The sequence below is a fragment of the Ignavibacteriota bacterium genome, assembly GCA_016716225.1.
Lineage (GTDB): Bacteria > Bacteroidota > Ignavibacteria > Ignavibacteriales > Melioribacteraceae.
The window spans coordinates 2,120,287-2,137,779 of record JADJWT010000001.1 but is presented as its reverse complement, the minus strand read 5'-3'; the positions used below and the strand labels follow the sequence as shown (position 1 = coordinate 2,137,779).

General features: G+C 29.3%; 13 protein-coding genes and 1 tRNA gene. 1 reads left to right on the top strand and 13 read right to left on the bottom strand.

Annotation, left to right across the window (positions count from 1 at the left end):
• Nucleotides 1-14: 14 nt before the first annotated feature.
• The 7 genes from IPM32_09380 to recN all read right to left on the bottom strand — a co-directional run bounded on the left by IPM32_09380 (nt 15) and on the right by recN (nt 7,262).
• Nucleotides 15-458 carry a hypothetical protein gene (locus tag IPM32_09380; GenBank protein ID MBK8945464.1) on the bottom strand — a complete coding sequence of 148 codons (444 nt, stop codon included), beginning with the start codon at nt 456-458 and terminating at the stop codon, nt 15-17.
• 257 nt (nt 459-715) lie between these two features.
• The gene (gene proC, locus IPM32_09375; protein ID MBK8945463.1) at nt 716-1,531 is read right to left on the bottom strand and encodes a pyrroline-5-carboxylate reductase; all 816 of its coding nucleotides are present in this window, start codon (nt 1,529-1,531) and stop codon (nt 716-718) included.
• A gap of 9 nt (nt 1,532-1,540) precedes the next feature.
• On the bottom strand, nt 1,541-2,764 hold the full coding sequence (locus IPM32_09370; protein MBK8945462.1) for a dicarboxylate/amino acid:cation symporter: 1,224 nt from the start codon (nt 2,762-2,764) through the stop codon (nt 1,541-1,543).
• 2 nt (nt 2,765-2,766) lie between these two features.
• The gene (gene hemW, locus IPM32_09365) at nt 2,767-3,900 is read right to left on the bottom strand and encodes a radical SAM family heme chaperone HemW (GenBank protein MBK8945461.1); all 1,134 of its coding nucleotides are present in this window, start codon (nt 3,898-3,900) and stop codon (nt 2,767-2,769) included.
• A 97-nt stretch (nt 3,901-3,997) separates the two neighbouring features.
• The gene (locus IPM32_09360; GenBank protein MBK8945460.1) at nt 3,998-4,546 is read right to left on the bottom strand and encodes a hypothetical protein; all 549 of its coding nucleotides are present in this window, start codon (nt 4,544-4,546) and stop codon (nt 3,998-4,000) included.
• Between the two features lie 11 nt (nt 4,547-4,557).
• On the bottom strand, nt 4,558-5,418 hold the full coding sequence (locus tag IPM32_09355; protein MBK8945459.1) for a hypothetical protein: 861 nt from the start codon (nt 5,416-5,418) through the stop codon (nt 4,558-4,560).
• Between the two features lie 134 nt (nt 5,419-5,552).
• Entirely contained in the window at nt 5,553-7,262 is a 1,710-nt protein-coding gene (gene recN / locus IPM32_09350) for a DNA repair protein RecN (GenBank protein ID MBK8945458.1), read from the bottom strand.
• Nucleotides 7,263-7,402: 140 nt separating this feature from the next.
• Between recN and IPM32_09345 the strand changes: the two genes are divergently transcribed.
• Nucleotides 7,403-7,475, top strand: a tRNA-Met gene (locus IPM32_09345).
• 576 nt (nt 7,476-8,051) lie between these two features.
• Here the strand turns inward: IPM32_09345 and IPM32_09340 are convergent.
• The 6 genes from IPM32_09340 to IPM32_09315 are packed head-to-tail and all read right to left on the bottom strand — an operon-like array spanning nt 8,052 to nt 17,052.
• Nucleotides 8,052-8,573, bottom strand: coding sequence for a hypothetical protein (locus tag IPM32_09340; GenBank protein MBK8945457.1), 522 nt, complete (start codon nt 8,571-8,573; stop codon nt 8,052-8,054).
• Nucleotides 8,574-8,602: 29 nt separating this feature from the next.
• Entirely contained in the window at nt 8,603-9,628 is a 1,026-nt protein-coding gene (locus IPM32_09335; protein MBK8945456.1) for a putative phage abortive infection protein, read from the bottom strand.
• 3 nt (nt 9,629-9,631) lie between these two features.
• Nucleotides 9,632-11,074: an SAM-dependent DNA methyltransferase gene (locus tag IPM32_09330; protein MBK8945455.1), complete on the bottom strand. Its 1,443-nt coding sequence runs from the start codon at nt 11,072-11,074 to the stop codon at nt 9,632-9,634.
• Nucleotides 11,071-12,951 (bottom strand): hypothetical protein, encoded by a 1,881-nt coding sequence (locus IPM32_09325; protein MBK8945454.1) that lies wholly within the window; start codon nt 12,949-12,951, stop codon nt 11,071-11,073. The genes IPM32_09330 and IPM32_09325 overlap by 4 nt, the downstream gene beginning before the upstream one ends.
• 7 nt (nt 12,952-12,958) lie before the next feature.
• Nucleotides 12,959-14,299 carry a restriction endonuclease subunit S gene (locus tag IPM32_09320; GenBank protein ID MBK8945453.1) on the bottom strand — a complete coding sequence of 447 codons (1,341 nt, stop codon included), beginning with the start codon at nt 14,297-14,299 and terminating at the stop codon, nt 12,959-12,961.
• Nucleotides 14,296-17,052 carry a DEAD/DEAH box helicase family protein gene (locus tag IPM32_09315; protein MBK8945452.1) on the bottom strand — a complete coding sequence of 919 codons (2,757 nt, stop codon included), beginning with the start codon at nt 17,050-17,052 and terminating at the stop codon, nt 14,296-14,298. The genes IPM32_09320 and IPM32_09315 overlap by 4 nt, the downstream gene beginning before the upstream one ends.
• Nucleotides 17,053-17,493: the final 441 nt, after the last annotated feature.

Here is a 17,493-nt window from a genome sequence, read left to right as displayed (position 1 = left end):
TTAAGCCTCCATCATCAAAAACTTATTTTTACTTTTGCTTTTTTAAGATTTTTATAATTTATTTTTAACTCTTCGTTTTTAAACAAAAATGTTAATTCATCATTTTCTATTAGAATTAACTTCGCTTCTATACTTTGTATTGTTGTTCCATCATCATAAGAAATTTTAAATTCTCTGTTTTGATGTTTATAAAATTGATCAAGATATTTTAACGGTTCATCAACGCCGGGAGAAGATACAATAAGTTGATAATCATATTCCGAAAATTCAGTAGTTTCAATTCTAGCTTTTAATTCTCTACTAAATTCGGCACAAATATCAGTAGTTATGCCATCTTTGTTATCGATATAAATTTCAAAACTAGGTTTTCTATTACTTCCTCTAATAACAAGATTTACTAGATATAAACCACGTTCATTTGCAATTTCTTGAGCAATATTTTTTACTGTATTTTTCATAAGTAATTGAAACAAAAATCGCCCTTACGGGCGAAAATTAGACTGCAAAATTTAACATAAATATTACACAATTCCAACATTTATATAACGAATTGCAGTTTTGTTAAATAATGCGTTATAATGTTTTTAAATTATTATTCTTATTCTTAATCTATTTTTTTGCTTATATCATAAAAGAGAAATAAAATAAAGCAGAGTAAGAAAAAGATTTAGATTATGATTAAGAAAAAAAACTATATCAAGATTTTCGAAAAAAACTAATCATTATTTGCATAAATTTTTTGTGCTTTCTCAGCAGCAGTTACAATTCCTTTAATCATAGATGAACTAAATCCGTTATGCTCCATTTGGTTCAAACCGGAAATTGTAATTCCTTGCGGAGTAGTAACTTTATCAATTTCTCGTTCGGGATGTTTTCCTTCTTTGAGCAGCATTGATGAAGCGCCTTTTGCTGTTTGTGCCGCCATTATTAAAGCCTCATGTGCATGAAATCCAATTTCAATTCCACCTTGAGATGCAGCACGAACTGCGCGCAAGAAAAACGCTGTTCCGCAAGCGCACAATGCAGTTGCGGCTCCCATTAAATCTTCATTAATCTGAATTGTTTTTCCAACCGAATCAAAAATTTCTTTGGCAATCTTAACGGATTCTATATCTTTTTCATCTGCACAAATACACGTCATTGATTCCTGAATCGCAATTGCTGTATTCGGCATAACTCTCACAACCGGAACTTCGCTTGCCAAATGTTTTTTAATTTGCTTGATTGAAGCACCAGAAACAACCGACATTACAATATGTTTTTCTGGTTGAATTGCAGATTTTATATCTTCCAAAACAACATTTAGTTGTTGAGGAGTTACTGCTAAAATTATTATATCTGATTGTAAAACCGCTTTATTATTATCTGTTGTTGTTTTAAATCCAAGCGACTTAAACTCAACTAAATCATCTGGTTTTCTTTTTGTCAAAAATATTTTATTTGATTTATAATTTGATTTAACCAATCCATTTGCAATTGCAGTGCCAATATTTCCGCAACCAATAATTGAAATAGTTTTTTTAATACTCATTTATTTCCTCTATACTTTTAAAGTTTCACCTTCACTTTTGGCAATAACAACCGCACCGCAGCTATCACTCCAAACATTAATTGTTGTTCTGCACATATCTAAAATACGATCAACAGCTAAAATTAATCCAACGCCTTCCAAAGGCAAACCTAAGGCTGTAAGAATAATAGTCATCATAACCAAACCAGCCATTGGTATACTTGCTGCTCCAATTGAAGCAAGTAAAGAAGTAAAAATAACAATGAGCTGTTGAACAAATGTTAATTCAACACCATAAGCTTGTGCAATAAAAATTGCCGCAACACATTCATAAAGTGCTGTCCCATCCATATTAATTGTGGCTCCAAGCGGAAGAGTAAAACTAGTAATTTTATTCGAAACGCCCGAATTATGTTCCACAGCTTCCATTGTAAGCGGTAAAGTGGCCCCGGATGATGAAGTAGAAAATGCAGTAAGCAATGGTGTTCTCATTGATTTAAAATGCTTTAATGGATTTACATTACCTACAAACCTTAAAATTAAAGGTAAGGTTAAGGTTCCGTGTAAAAATAATCCCAATAAAACTGCTGACATATAAATGCCAAGTCTGCCAAAAATAGTTAGTAAACTATCAACATCTCCAGCCTGCTCAGCAACAATTCCGGCCACAATTCCTAAAATTCCCAATGGAGTAAACTTTATAATAAACATTGTCATTTTCATCATTACTTCAAATGCCGAATTGAAAAATTCTGTTAAATTTAACATATATTTTTTTTCGACTTTTGTTATAAAAAACCCAAAAAGTAAAGAGAAAAAAATGATTGAAAGCATCTGACCTTCGGTAAACGCCACAAAAAGATTAGACGGAATAATATTTATTATAGTGTCTCCGAGCGATTCTGTTGATGCATTTAGACCTTCTACTTTTTTTGCTAAACCTAACTCAGCACCAACACCCGGTTTCAAAATATTAACAAAAAATAAGCCTACTAAAATAGCAAGCAGACTTGTAGATATATAATATGCAAATGTTTTAATTCCTAGTCTACCTAAATTTTCTCCACTTCCAATATTAGCAACACCGGAAATTATTGAAGTAAGCAAAAGTGGAAGAATAATCATTCTTAGTGATCTAAGAAAAATTTTGCCCATCCATTCAATAAAATAAACATATTCGGTAAAATAAATTCCGTAAATTATTGCAATAATTAGTGCAATTAAAATTTGCCAATGTAATGCTATTTTTCTCATTTTTAATTTAAAAGCAGCTTAGAAATAATTTCATCGCAAATAATGTAACCTTTTTTACTGCAGATAAGTAAATCTTCATTTTTTACCAGATAACTTTCATTTATAAAGCTATTTATAATTTCTTTTTTTTCAAAATACCATTCTGGTGAATATTTATTAATTTCTGAAATATTAATTCCTTTACTTCTAAGGCTTAGCATTATATATTCTTCAAGTTTTTGATTTTGTGTTAAAATTTCAGAATCTCTTATTGCATTCCCATTAATTTTTATTTCAGAAATATATTTTTTAAGACTTGAGAAATTCCACCATCTTTTACCGTTTACAAAAGAATGCGCTGCTGTTCCAAAGCCGATATAATCATTATATTCCCAATAAAATTTATTGTGTAAACATTCGTAAGCAAGTTTTGCAAAATTTGAAATTTCATATTGGATAAAATTTTCTTGTTCTAAAAAATTCATTGTAAATTCATAAAGTTCGGCATCATAATTTTCAGAAGCCATTTTAACTTTTCCATCTAAAACTAATTTATTTAAAATTGTACCTTTTTCTAAAATCAAACTATATGCAGAAATATGTTTGATCGGCAGATTTACAGCAATATTTAAATTTTCTTCCCAAGTTTTTTTTGTTTGATTTGGAAGACTAAAAATTAAATCAATGTTGATATTTTCAATTCCTGTTTCTGCCGTAAAATTTACAGTTTGAATTGCAGTTTTTTTATCATGAATTCTTGTAAGAAATTTTAATTCATTTTCATCAAAAGTTTGAATGCCAATGCTAATTCGATTAATTCCACTTTTTTTGAAATCAATCAATTTTGATTTATCAACTGTTCCGGGATTTGTCTCGAGTGTAATTTCAATTTTTTCAGCAATTTTAAAGTTCTTGGAAATTTCATTTATAATTTCACCGATATAATTTGGAGTCATATAAGACGGTGTTCCTCCGCCAAAAAAAATAGTATTTATAATTCTATTTTCAGAATATTTTTTTGCATAAAAATTTATTTCAGTTTTTATAGCTTTCAAATATTCTTCAACATTTTCGTAATTAATGAGCGAGTAGAAATCACAATAAATACATTTGTGATCGCAGAAAGGGATGTGGATATAAATTGCTGTGTTTTTCAATTTGTAATTTGTAAATATTTTGAGATGTATAATAACAAACTTTGGGGAATTTTTGATGTGTAAAAAAGAGGACTATTTCTAGTCCTCCAAAATATTGTTAAAGTTCAACATCAGCTTCAATTACTATTTCAACTCTTCCGGTTAATTGATATGGAGTTACCGTTCCGGTAATATCGGAAATTGTTAAACTTGAATTAAAACATTGATCATTTTCATTTTCACTCAATGATTCCAAATATTCATTCATTGCTTGAATTTGAGTTTCGGTTAATTCTAAAGTAAATGGTTTATCAATATTATCTGCAGCTTTGTAATTATTTAAAGTAACGGAAAAAATTGTATTTCCAAATTGGTCGGAAAGTTGAACACTTACATCGCCTTGCAATCCAGCTGATGCGCTTTCAGTCCAATAAGCAGCTGAAACAAATGTTGCAGATTGCACTTTATCTTGATTTTCTCTCCATTTTTCATAATCAGAAAGACAGAAGTTTTCAGATTCTGAAATTGTTGTATTATTTCCAGAAGTAGAAAAATTAACAACAATAGGAACATTTATTGGAAGATTATTTAATTCATCACAACCAACGGAAAAAGAAATACCGACAATAAAAGCTAAAATTAAAATTTTGTTAAATATATTTTTCATTTTATTTCTCCTTAAAATACAAAGTTTAAACCGGCAACAAATGCAGTTTGAGATCCAATGTTTGCATCAGCATTAATAACAAAAACGGCTAATTTTAATGCTGCCCCAACAGTTAATCTAATTTGATTTTCACCTTCCAAGTTAACTTTTAATTTATCATCTTCAAAAACACCTTCCAAATCATCACCTTTGAAAGTATATTCAACATCCATCTTTGTTTGTTCATATTGAAGTCCGCCGTATAAAATTGCAACTCCAAATGATTTGCTTACATGAGCATTAAACGCTAAATTGGTTGTAGACATTTCCAAATCTGGTGAATTGATAGATAATTTATTATACATTGCTTGCACCGCAATATCCACCGGACAAAGCGGAATATATTGACTAATACTGTGTTTAAAAGCTCCTCCAAGTAAATCAATTTTTACATCTTCAACTTCAGTTTCAGGTACAAATCTTAACATAACTTCTGAACCCAAAGCACTAAAAGCAACTTGCGGAATTGCAGCCGGAACTGATGTTTGATTAACCCCGGGAGGATAAACTAAGTATCCTTCGCTTTCTGGAATAGCAGCGCCTTTTTCTCCAAAAAATGTTGCGGTTTCAGTTCCATCTTCAAGTTTAAATGTTCTTTGATCTTCCGGAATCATAATCATCATTCCAATTAAACTTAATTTGAACCCAAAAGTTTTTGAAACACCAGCAGTAAAATATCCACCGGAATTTAGATATGTTCCCGTCCAGGTAGCCAAAGGAGTTGAATAACCCTTTTGTAAATCTTCGGAAAGTTCGTTAATTCGATCTTCAAACTGGGCTTGTGTTTGTATTGCAAGTAAAATGAACAATATTGGGAATAGTACTTTTTTCATCTATTACCCCCCTAATTTGTTGGTAAAATTTTATTTCATTTTTAAAGTTAAAACTAATTTAATGAATTTCAGATAAACTGCAACTGAAAAGTTAAGCTGAATATAATCGAAAAATTTATTCTAAAATTAATAACTCAATTTCTGATATTTAAAATTAATTCTTTGGCTGCTTCAATGTTGCTTTTTGTAATATGTTCACCGCTAAGAAGTTTTGCAATTTCGGTAATTCTATTTTCTTCATTTAACTTAACTAATTTGCTTATAACTCTTTCACCTTTTATTTCTTTCTCTATTGAGAAATGTTGATTTGCATAAGCAGCAATTTGAGGAAGATGTGTAATGGAAATTATTTGATGAGATTGTGAAAGTCCGCTTAAAACTTTACCAACTTTTTGAGCAATTCTTCCGCTAACGCCAGTATCAATTTCATCAAAAATTAATAACGGAAGTTTTTCAGTTTTTGCAAGAACGGATTTTATAGCCAGCATAACGCGAGAAATTTCTCCTCCAGAAGCAATTTTGGAGAGCGGTTTTAAATCTTCACCTAAGTTTGTGGAAATATAAAATTCAACAATATCAATTCCGTTATTTTGCAGATTTATTTTGTGCGAATTCAGATTTATAAAATTTTCGGTTGAATTGTTTTTATCGTAATCAAAATTGATTTTAAATTGAGAATCATTAATTCCAAGGAAACTCAACATTTTTACAATTTCCTTTTCAATTTTTGATGATTCTTTTTTTCGTTTTTCGCTGATTATTAGTGCAATTTTTTTAATCTTCTCTCTAATTTCATTAACATCATTTGTCAAACTTTCAATTTTATCCGAAAAATTTTCAGCAATATTTAATTCTTCTTCAATTTTATTTTTGTGTTTTAAAACATTTTCTAAAGTTCCGCCATATTTCTTTTTGAGTAAATAAATTGCTCCGGCTCTATTTCGCAATTCTTCAATTTTTTCGGGATCAATATCAATTTTATCTTTATAATCTCTAGTAAAATGTGCAACATCCTTAAGCAATTCCAAAGCTGAATTTGCGTCTTCAAATTTTGGGATAAAACTTTCGTCAATTTTCTTCAGTTCATCAATTTTATTTTTAATTACCGTAAGAATTTCAAATACTGAATTTTCATCATCGTAAAGCGATGAATAAATTTGTGAGGAAGTTTCAAAAAGTTTTTCTGAATTTTCTAAAATTATGAGTTCTTTTTCAATATTTACATCTTCATTTTCAATTGGTGAAACAGAATTAATTTCCTTTAACTGAAATTGATAAAGCTCAACTTTTTCTTTCAGATTTTTTTCATTCGATTTTAAAGAATTTATTTGCGTTAAAATTTCTGAAAGTCTTTTTCTTAATTTCGAATATTCCAAAAGTTCATTTTCCAAATCACAAAATTCATCAAGAAAATCTATATGAGTTTCATTATTTAAAAGCGATTGGTGATCATGCTGTCCATGTAGGTCAATAAGCAAATTTCCAATTTGTTTAACAAAAGTTAGCTGAACCGGAGTATCATTTACAAAGCATCTATTTGAACCTTTTACGGAAATTTCCCTTCTTAAAATTAATTCTGCATTATTTACAATTTCGTTTTCTTCCAACAAATTTGATACTTTTTTATTATTTCCGATTTCAAAAATTCCTTCAATTACAGATTTTTCAGCACCTTTTCTAACTGTTTCTGTTGAAGCTCTTTCGCCAAGTAATAAACCAAGAGCACCAATTAAAATTGATTTACCAGCTCCGGTTTCGCCGGTAATAATATTTAATCCGCTGCCAAAATTGACATGAATTTTTTCAATAAGGGCGTAATCTTTAATTTCTAATGAAGTTAGCATATGCAATAATAGTGCTTGAAAATTATTCTTCAAAATTAGTGATTATGTAATAATATTAAAAGTTTCTTGCATTTAATGCTAAAAGGAATTAGTTTAGTAACCCATTTATGAAATGATTTGTTATTAAAATAAATTTTGATCGCGGGATGGAGCAATTGGTAGCTCGTCGGGCTCATAACCCGAAGGTTCTAGGTTCAAGTCCTAGTCCCGCTACAACTAAAGCCTTAATTTAACAAAATTGAGGCTTTTTTATTTTATGGGGGTTATCCAAAAAGCAATTAGAGCAACATTTTAATAATTTTTGCACCAGTTTACGCACTACTTTAAGCACCATTTTTTCAATACTTCCATTACTAAAAGAACAGATAGTTAAATGTTTTTTTAAAATGAAAAAGCCCATCTGGAACAACTGGTTCACCACAAACCAATAAACCAAATAGGCTTAATCATTATTAAAAACTTATTTTTTATATGGTGATTTAGTTGTTTTTGACTATACTACAAAAATAGGATTATCTAAATAAAAATCAAGAATTTAATAGCGGTGTGTAATAAATAAATTATTTTATTTTGTGCAACGCTATTAACCTTTAATTCTTGATTTGATTTGTTTAACTCAGTAATAGAATTTTTGGAATACAATTCAATGTAGTAGTCGAACAAAGGATGAGAATAGTAAATAAATATTAAGATGGTGAGTTAAGCAATTCTGAGAAAATATTTTATTCTATAATGTTTAAATATTGCAAAATGATACTAACATTGAATAGAGCACTTCTTACTATTATTTTAATAAGATTGCACTGACAATCTATAAAGTTTTTCTCTTTCAATAATGTCAATTCTTAAAATTGATCCATCTTTTAACTTCTTATGAAATCTAAACCAGTCTTGTAATTTACCAACAATATAATTTCCAGCTTCTCTATCTCCCAAAATATCACCATCATTTCCCGATGTAACATGAACAATTAATCGACCAGTTTCAGTATCTAAATAAAAGTCCTGTTTATAGCCTGGAAAATATTTCCTATTTTCAATACTTAAAGGTATCAATGCAAATTTTCTTGGTGTGTGTATTTTTTTAAGTTCGATATACAATACTTTATGAAAATTGTCTAATTTATTTGATTTATCATAACTTTTATATTCTTCACAAGACTTTCTCTTTTTTGAATTTTCAGATTGTAAATAGTCCTCAAGTGTTTTTTCCAGTGATTTATTAAGATAATTAGAGATTGGTAATTTTTTCAGAAATCGAATTAGATGTTGTGCTCTATTAGATTCATGAATTGCATTATCTGTATCCATGATTGGAGTTCCTTAATTACTTGTTAGACTCATTGCATTTCAAAAAATTTCTGTCCTTTTTCCTTATAAGATAAAATTTCTTTTTTAAATTTTTCTTCGGGGTTTATTCCAAAATCAGCTAAAGGGAGTGGAATATTTTTGATCAATTTATATTTCTGAATATAATTATTTTTTATCCAAGCTTCTCCCATTTTAGAAAGTGAATTATAGTACAATAACAATTGTTCATGATTTGATAACTGAGCACGTAGAGTTTTGACATAATTATATTTATCTAACTCAGTAATATTTTCTTGTTTCATTTCATCAATATGTTTTACAGTTTGGTAAAGTAAACGAAAATAATTTCCAAGATTTGAACTTTGACCAATAAATAGTTTATGTTTTGGAACAATTGGTTCAAGACTAGAAAAGTGAATACGTCTGAACTCATTATTTTCGCTAATATTATGGAATACTCTGAATAGTTTTAATATAAATTCTCTATTATAATCAAAGATGAAATTATAATTTTTATGATCTCTGTTAAAATATTGTTTGCCAAAAAAGAAGACATTAAAAGCTAAATCTAAATACTTCTCATCATTTTTATATTCTGGTTTGGTTAAATTTCGATCAAAAACTCTTGTCTCTAGTGGATAAGTCCCATCTAAACATTCCTTAACAATCATAAAGCCATAATACAATTCATTGAACATTGCTTCAATAGCTTTTTTACCAGTCATTTCATCAAGTTCAATTTCTGATAAATTTTGTCTATGTAATTTTAGCATTTCATAGAATTTAGTTTCAAAACGATCAATTCTAATATCATCCCTTAATTGAATATTTGCTTTGTATTGTACCCAAAATGCCATGTAAGTGAGTATTGCTGCAATTATTGCAATCATTGGTCCAAAAATTCCACCAATTGTGTCACCTATTTGCCCTGTCTCTGAAAAACAAAAACCAAGTATTTCTTTTCTAGTAAACAGATATGGTGTAAATCCAGCTAATAGTATTAGAATTATAATTGGAACTAGTGATAACCAAAATTTTTTATCAAATGTCTTCATTATTTATGTCGTCAAAAAATTTTGTATTTCTCTAATTTGTTCTAAAGCTAATTCTAAACTATCTGCTATTTCATCAGCAAGAATATCTGGATCTGGTAAGTTGTCGGTGTCTTCTAAGGACTCATCTTTTAACCAGAAAATATCCAAACTAGTCTTGTCTCTTTTGATTATATCCTCGTAGGTGAATGGTTTGAACCTTTCCGATTCTTTTCTTTCAAATCTGTTAGCTGAGTTAAAGGATTTGATGAAATCTTCTAAGTCTGAATATTTCAGTGTATTAGTCTTTAATGTAAAATGAATATTTGTTCGTAAATCATAAATCCAAACATTTTTTGTCCAGTTAGTTTCACTTGCTGGTTTTTTATCAAAGAATAATACATTAGCTTTTACTCCTTGTGCATAAAAAATTCCAGTAGGCAATCTTAAGATTGTATGCAAATCAAATTGCTTGAGTAATTCTTTACGAACTTTTTCACCAGCCCCGCCTTCAAATAAAACATTATCTGGGAGTACTACGGCTGCTCTTCCGTTTATATCAAGAATCGTTTTAATGTGCTGTAAGAAGTTTAATTGCTTGTTTGAAGTGGTAGTCCAGAAGTCTGGTCTTTCATAAACCAAAGATTCTTTCTCAGCTTTACCTTCACCATTAAATACAGTTATGCTGCTCTTCTTTCCGAAAGGTGGATTGGTAATTACAATATTATATCTCTTACCAGGATCAGAAACTAAACTATCTTCAGCTGAAATATTTGCTTCAATACCATGAAGATATAAATTCATTACGCAAAGTCTTACAACTCCATCGACAATATCATTACCAAAAAAAGTATTACTTTTTAGAAATTTCTTTTGGTCTATATCTAAATCATATTTATGAGAAATGTAATCATGCGCTACTAACAAAAATCCGCCAGTACCAGAAGCAGGATCACAAATTGTTTCACTTGGTTTTGGATTTATAACTTCAACAATTGCTTTTATTAGCGCTCTTGGTGTAAAATATTGACCAGCTCCACTTTTGGTATCTTCAGCATTCTTTTGCAATAGTCCTTCGTAAATTTCACCTTTAATATCAATGTCTAAGCCAATCCAAGTTTCACTTTCTATAAGTGTTATTAGCCTTTTTAGTTTTGCTGGATCTTGAATTTTATTTTGAGATTTACGAAATATTATTCCAAGTGTTCCTTCTTCTTTTGCAAGGTTTTCTAACGTATGTCGGTATTGGACTTCTAAAGCATCACCGTCTAGAGTAGTAAGTTTTTGCCAGTTATATTTATCTGGAACAATTGCTTCTCTGTTAAATGGTGGTTTAGTTTGTTCATCTGCCATTTTTAGGAATAGGAGATAGGTTAATTGTTCTACATAATCTCCATAACTAACACCGTCATCACGGAGCACGTTGCAATAATTCCAAAGTTTTGATACAATTGTTGCTGAGTCTGTCATACTTTTATTTCCATTTCAATTGTCTTTGTATCTGTATTAAAGTAAATAATTTCAAAAGGTATTTTTATAAAATCATTTAGATGTTTAACATATTCTATCTCTTGTTGTTTTGGGCTAGTGTCTGTAACTAAGACTAATTTAATTGCGTTTTGAGCATTTGGATAAAAACAGTATTCAAATAACTGTCCAAATGCTACTCTTAAACTAGTTATAAAATTATTATAAGTTTTTAATTCATAAAATATATCGCCATTCTGTGTCTGTCGAACAATATCAATTCTCGCTTGCCCATGCGCAGTACTTTCATTTCTAATAGTATCATTTGGGTATGCACTCTTCAAATGATTAAAAAAAGTTTCTGTAAGTATATTATGATTATGATTTAATTCAATCTCTCTTTTTTCAAATGTTTTTTTATATTTTTTTGATAAATTAGAAACATCAGTTGAACCGCTATTTGGATCATATTGTTTGTCTGAAAATTTTATATCATCTGCACCGAATCCATCTTTAAGATTAAGTAGATTGTATCTTGTTGAGGTAATTATAGAATTATCGATAATAGGAACTAATTCACTAAATATTTCACAGTCTTTTCTTTTGAATCTAACGTTTAGAATTTCAGTATGTTCTATATATTTATTTGTAATAACTTTAGGATCAATTCCTAAATTTATTAAATCCTCTTCCATTTCATTCAACCAAGAATTCTCTTCAAATTTTTGCAAAATAATTTTTGCGGTATTATCAGAGATAACTTCCAAATTATTAATTTTACCAATCCAATATTTTTGTTTAGTTTTTCCATCAATAGAATAAAGTAGAATATTAAACTTTTCTCCTTCATATTTTTTTTGAAATTTTCTGACTGGTTCCAAGAATGCATATTTATATCCATCAATAATCTTATCAAAATCAAAAAGCCATTCTTCATGGCCAAATCCAAATTCTAACTCATGAGATTTAGTTTTTGCTTTACCAAGTCTTCCAGAAGGTTTTATCCAACTATTAGTATTCCAACATAATCTGCAAATCTTTGTTTCGACCTTTGGTCCACCAATTTTCTTTTTAGGAATTGAATCATTCCAAACTTCTATAATGAGCTTATTAAGATTTTCAATATTATCATCAAAGTATTTTTTTGATTCTTCAAATAATTTTTCCCACGTATAACTTTTCAAATTTGAAATAGGAATGGTTATAGGTTCTAAATTATATTTTTGATAAAGTTCATCAAATAAAATGCTCTGTTCATTTGATAATCCATCTTTTTGATAGTCAATTTTATAAATAAGACCAGGTTTAAAGACCTTAGTATTTGCATGAATACCTACAGTGAAGTATATATTTTTATCTTTTTTACCTTTTGGAAAAAAACTAGCCCAAGTATAGCCTTGTATTCTCATAAAGCCAGAATCACGTTTTAAATATCTATGGTGTTTCACTAACTCAAATTTATTGGGAATTACTTCTGAAGCCCATCGATCTGTTTTTGGAAATAGAGAATTATTAAACAAGTTACTAATTGTTTTATGTAAGTCACTCTTATCAGAATATCTTTGAAAGCTATGTGCTAATAAAAACTGTATTTCATGTTCATTAAAAAATTCATCTTCTGGTTTGTTATTTTTACCAATTATCACAAAACCTTTTTTTTGAAGATATTCATTATCATGTTCAATTCCACCACTATGATATTCAATTGGAGCATTGCCAGCAATTTCATTTGCATATTCAACAACTATTTTTGGAGGATATCTTTTTTTCCCAAAATATAAATCATAATCTCTAGATTTTCTTTTGGGATCATATCCTTGTACTTTGATTCTTTTTATTGCTTGAATTAAATGAGAATGTGTTATATTATCAGGTATCATTTTAACCTCATTTTTTCAATTCTCTCTCTTTCCTTATTCTCTCTAAAAGTTTCTCTGCTGGTTCGTCGTTTGGGTCTTGGGGAACTAGTTTGCCTTCAAATGCTTTCTTGAGTATGCTCTGGCGGAGTTGTTCTGTCCGCTTTAAGTTCTTGTCTATTTCTTCTTCTATTTTGTCTGCGACTGATAAACGAGATTCGATTTCTTCAACTATTAGTTTTTGTGCATCAATTGAAGGAGCTTTAATTTTCAATGGGAATAAATCTTTTGCATAAATTGCTGCAACATTTGTTGTTGATTTCTTAACTAATTCCATGTTTGCGCGAAACTCTAAAGAACACATTTGGTAAACTATAAATTGTGGATTGATGTTCTCCCCAAATCTTATTCTCATTAAATTATTGTTATAAATAATCTCTTCTGATAACCTCGTTATTATTCCAGTTTTCCCTACTAATTCGAGACTATTCCTAGTGTTAAATAAAATGTCGCTTTCTTTAAGTAAATATTTATTTTTTTCTTCATTGCTAACTTCAACGTATACCAGATTATTAAGAGAGACACTTCCATCCATTCCTACATTATTCATTTTTATGTATGCTGTCCCTTGGTGTAAATTGTTTTGTTCTCTTTTTGAACGAACCAAACCAAGTTGACTTTCCAGAATTAATTCACCTAAAGTATATATATTCCATTTACTTTTTGAAGAGTCAAACTTTCCTTCAAAGGCGGATTTTAGGACTGACTGTCTGTAGCGTTTGAGCTGCTTTTTTACATTTTTAAGTTCTGTAACTGATGCATCTAATTTGGTGAATAGTTCTTCTATTTTTTCTACAATTCGGTGTTGCTCGTTTAGTGGAGGAAGTGGAAAAAGTAAATTATTTAGTTTGGATTGATTTATTGATGATTGATTTACAGCATGTTGCGCAATAGAAATAAAAACACCACTAAATCTATATAGCTGAAAAACTGAATTCAAAAATGAAAATGAAATTATATTTTTATCCACTCTAATTAACAACAAATTCATCCCATGTAATAATGGTTGATGATTAAAAAATATTGCAGTTTTCCCAAGGTGAGAATCACTATTTATGTTACTAAATAATATATCACCGTATTGCAAAGAATATTTTTTTACTTCTTCTTCAGTTAAGTTTTCAATAAATCCAACTTTTTCATAATTAATTAATTCATTAGATATTGTTTCAATCCTAGAAACTGGTATTCCAATATTACTCTTATTTTGCTTTCGACTTAATCCATTTCTAATTAGTTCTAAAAGTTCATTTAAGGTAATTTTAATCCATGTGTTTGGGAAATTTAAAGATTCTAAATCTTTATTTGTCACGCTACTAACCTATTATTCAATTCTTCAAGAAGTGTATTTAATTCTTCTCCAAATAAATTATAAACTTTCATCAATCCGCCCTTTTCATAAAATGGAACTGAATCAAAATCTTCTTTTGAAATTTCAAGAGATGTAGCAATATGGTTTTTAATCATTGTAAGCCATTCAATTTGATCAATGCTAAATATTCTTCCTTTCTGTTCTTGTTCGCTAATCCAATTTGCAAATTTTTGTTCAACAATATTATTAAAAGGAATAAGTTCTTCAGCTTCACCAATTGTAAACCTTAGCAAAGAAATTATATTTGTTAAAATTGTTAACGGTGTTCCTTTAACCTTACTTTTATCAAGCTGTTCATAAGCTTTCCAAACAACTTCTTGTCTTAAATTATAAGGCGGTTTTTCAATTGCCAAAGATAGCTGTTTAATCTGCTCGTAAGTTAAATGACGTTTTCCGTAAGGTGTATTAAATATTATTTGAAGTGCTGTAATTTCATCTTTGTTTTCATCAATAAATTTCTTCCATGTATCAATAACACTCTTTGCCTTTTCTTTAGATTTTTCATCAAACTCAGCGGTCAAAACTTCATCTAAACTTACAACGTCAATAATTTGTTCGGATAATCTTTTTGTTTCAGAAAGCTTGTCTCTGAATTTGGGATTATCAAAAACTTTACAAGCTTCATCAGTTAATTTTTTTGTTACTTCTTTTATTTGCTGGTCGGTTGGTTCTTCTGTATTAAATTCTTTCTTTGCAGTTTCAATCTGTATATCTGGATCAATAGCAGAAAGAAGTCCGTTTGAAATTATTGAAAGTGGTTTATTTTCAGAAAGCTTTTTCAATTCTTCTTTTTGATCTTTATCTATAATTTTATCAAGTCTGGTTAAACGAGAAGCAAGCGAAGAAAGAATATCTGGAGTTCTGATACCAACTGCAACATCTTTTAAAAGTTTATCAAAAGGAATAGTTCTGTTTTTCTCAAGTGTTGTTGTAGGAGCAACCTTTTCACTTTCCGTAACTCCAACAGCATCAACAATTACAAAGTGAGTTTTATATTTTGCATCGGGAGTAACCGACTGCAAATCCGCTGAATTTATTACCCTTGTTCCTCTTCCTTTCATCTGTTCAAAATAAATTGGAGATTTTACATCGCGCATAAAGAAAACACATTCAATAGGTTTGATGTCTGTTCCAGTGGAAATCATATCAACGGTAACTGCAATTCTTGGATTATACGAATTACGGAAGTTAGCAATTAAATCTTCTGGTTTATCTCCAGTAGTTCTGTAAGTAATTTTTTTACAGAAATCATTTCCTTTGCCAAATTCTTCACGAACGATATTAACAATATCTTCAGCGTGAGAATCATCTTTTGCAAATATTAAAGTTTTAGGAACGTGAGTTCTACCAGGAAATATTTCAGTAAACAATCTATCTCTAAAAGTCCTAATTATTGTTCTGATTTGATCAATAGCAACAACACTTCTATCTAATTGGTTATTAGCGTATTGAAATTCTTCATCCAGTTTTTCACTAATAACTTTTCTTGTAAGTTTATCTCTTTTATCAATAAAGAATCCAGAATCAATTTTACTTCCTTCGGTTGAGATTTTTGTTTGGATTTTATAGACTTCAAAATCGACATTAACATTATCAGCAACAGCTCTTTCGTGAGTATATTCTTGAACTAAATTTCTATTGAAAAATCCTATTGTTTGTTTTGATGGAGTTGCAGTAAGTCCAATTAGAAAAGCATCAAAATATTCTAAAGCTTGCCGCCAAAGATTATAAATTGAACGATGGCATTCATCCGTTACAATAAAATCAAAAGTTTCAATAGGAATTTTGGGATTATACTTTACTTCAATTGGCTGTTTAGCGGTTGGAGTAATATCAAACATCGAACTTTCTTCGGAATCTGGTTCAAATTGATCTTCACCTTTAAGCATTGAAAACAAACGCTGAATTGTTGTGATTACAACTCGATTAACTGGATCAATAGTGTTTGATGTTAAATGCTGAACATTATAAAGTTCAGTAAATTTTCTTCCATCATCGGGAGCAACAAATTGAGTAAATTCTGATTTTGTCTGTCGACCAAGATTATTTCTATCAACTAAAAATAAAATTCTTTTTGCACCAGCAAATTTTATTAAACGATAAATGAAACTAATGGAAGTAAAAGTTTTTCCAGAACCAGTAGCCATTTGAATTAAAGCTCTCGGTCTGTTTTGCTTAAGTGATTCTTCTAAATTATTTATAGCTTCAAACTGAGGTTTCCAAAGTCTGTCTAATTGAAGTTTAGGAAATTGTTTAACTCTGCTCCTTAAAGTTTCAGGTTGATTCGACCATTCAAGTAATGTTTCTGGTCTATGGAATGCGAAAACTCTTCTTGAGCGTGATTCTGGGTCTCTTAAATCCCTAAATAAGGTCTCTGTTCCAGTACTTTCATATAAAAAAGGAAGCGGTAATTTTACATGAGGAATTTCAGATTTAAAATTAGCTGCATACTTATAGGTTTGTTCTGAAACTCCACTTAAAGTAGTTCCTTCAGATTTAGCTTCAATAACTCCAACAGCTTTTCTTTCAACAAAAAGTATATAATCAGCAGGACCAGAATTTGTCGGGTATTCACGAATAGCAACTCCTAAACTTTCACCCAAATTAAGATGATTTACATCTTGAATTTTCCAGCCAGCTTTGGTTAGTAGGTCGTCTATATTTTCACGAGCAAGTTGTTCTGGAGTTGGCATAAAGTATCTTAAAATTTTATAAGATTTAACTTTAATTTAAGCAAAAAATATTTAAAAAAATAAGAATTTGATGGCTTGAAATTGGTTAATTGCGTGTTTCAAGATAATTTAATAATTATTAAGTCATTATTAATATGAAATAATAATTAATTATAAACTGCTTTTCTTATTACAACATAACGAAGTAGAGAAAGTCGTTTTTTTTATTTTCTATCATTTTAAATTTTCTTCAATATAACATTTATCTTTTATATAAATACTTTTTCTAATTTATTTTATTATCAACACCGCTACTAACACATAAATTAAATTCAAATTTAGAAATAGATTTATTATTTTAACATTGAATCGCTTATAACATTGCTAAAGAAAGTTTAATAATCCGTTCATTCGTTCTGGAATACCAGAGCCCACAGCAATGGGTAAGCAAACGAGTGAATG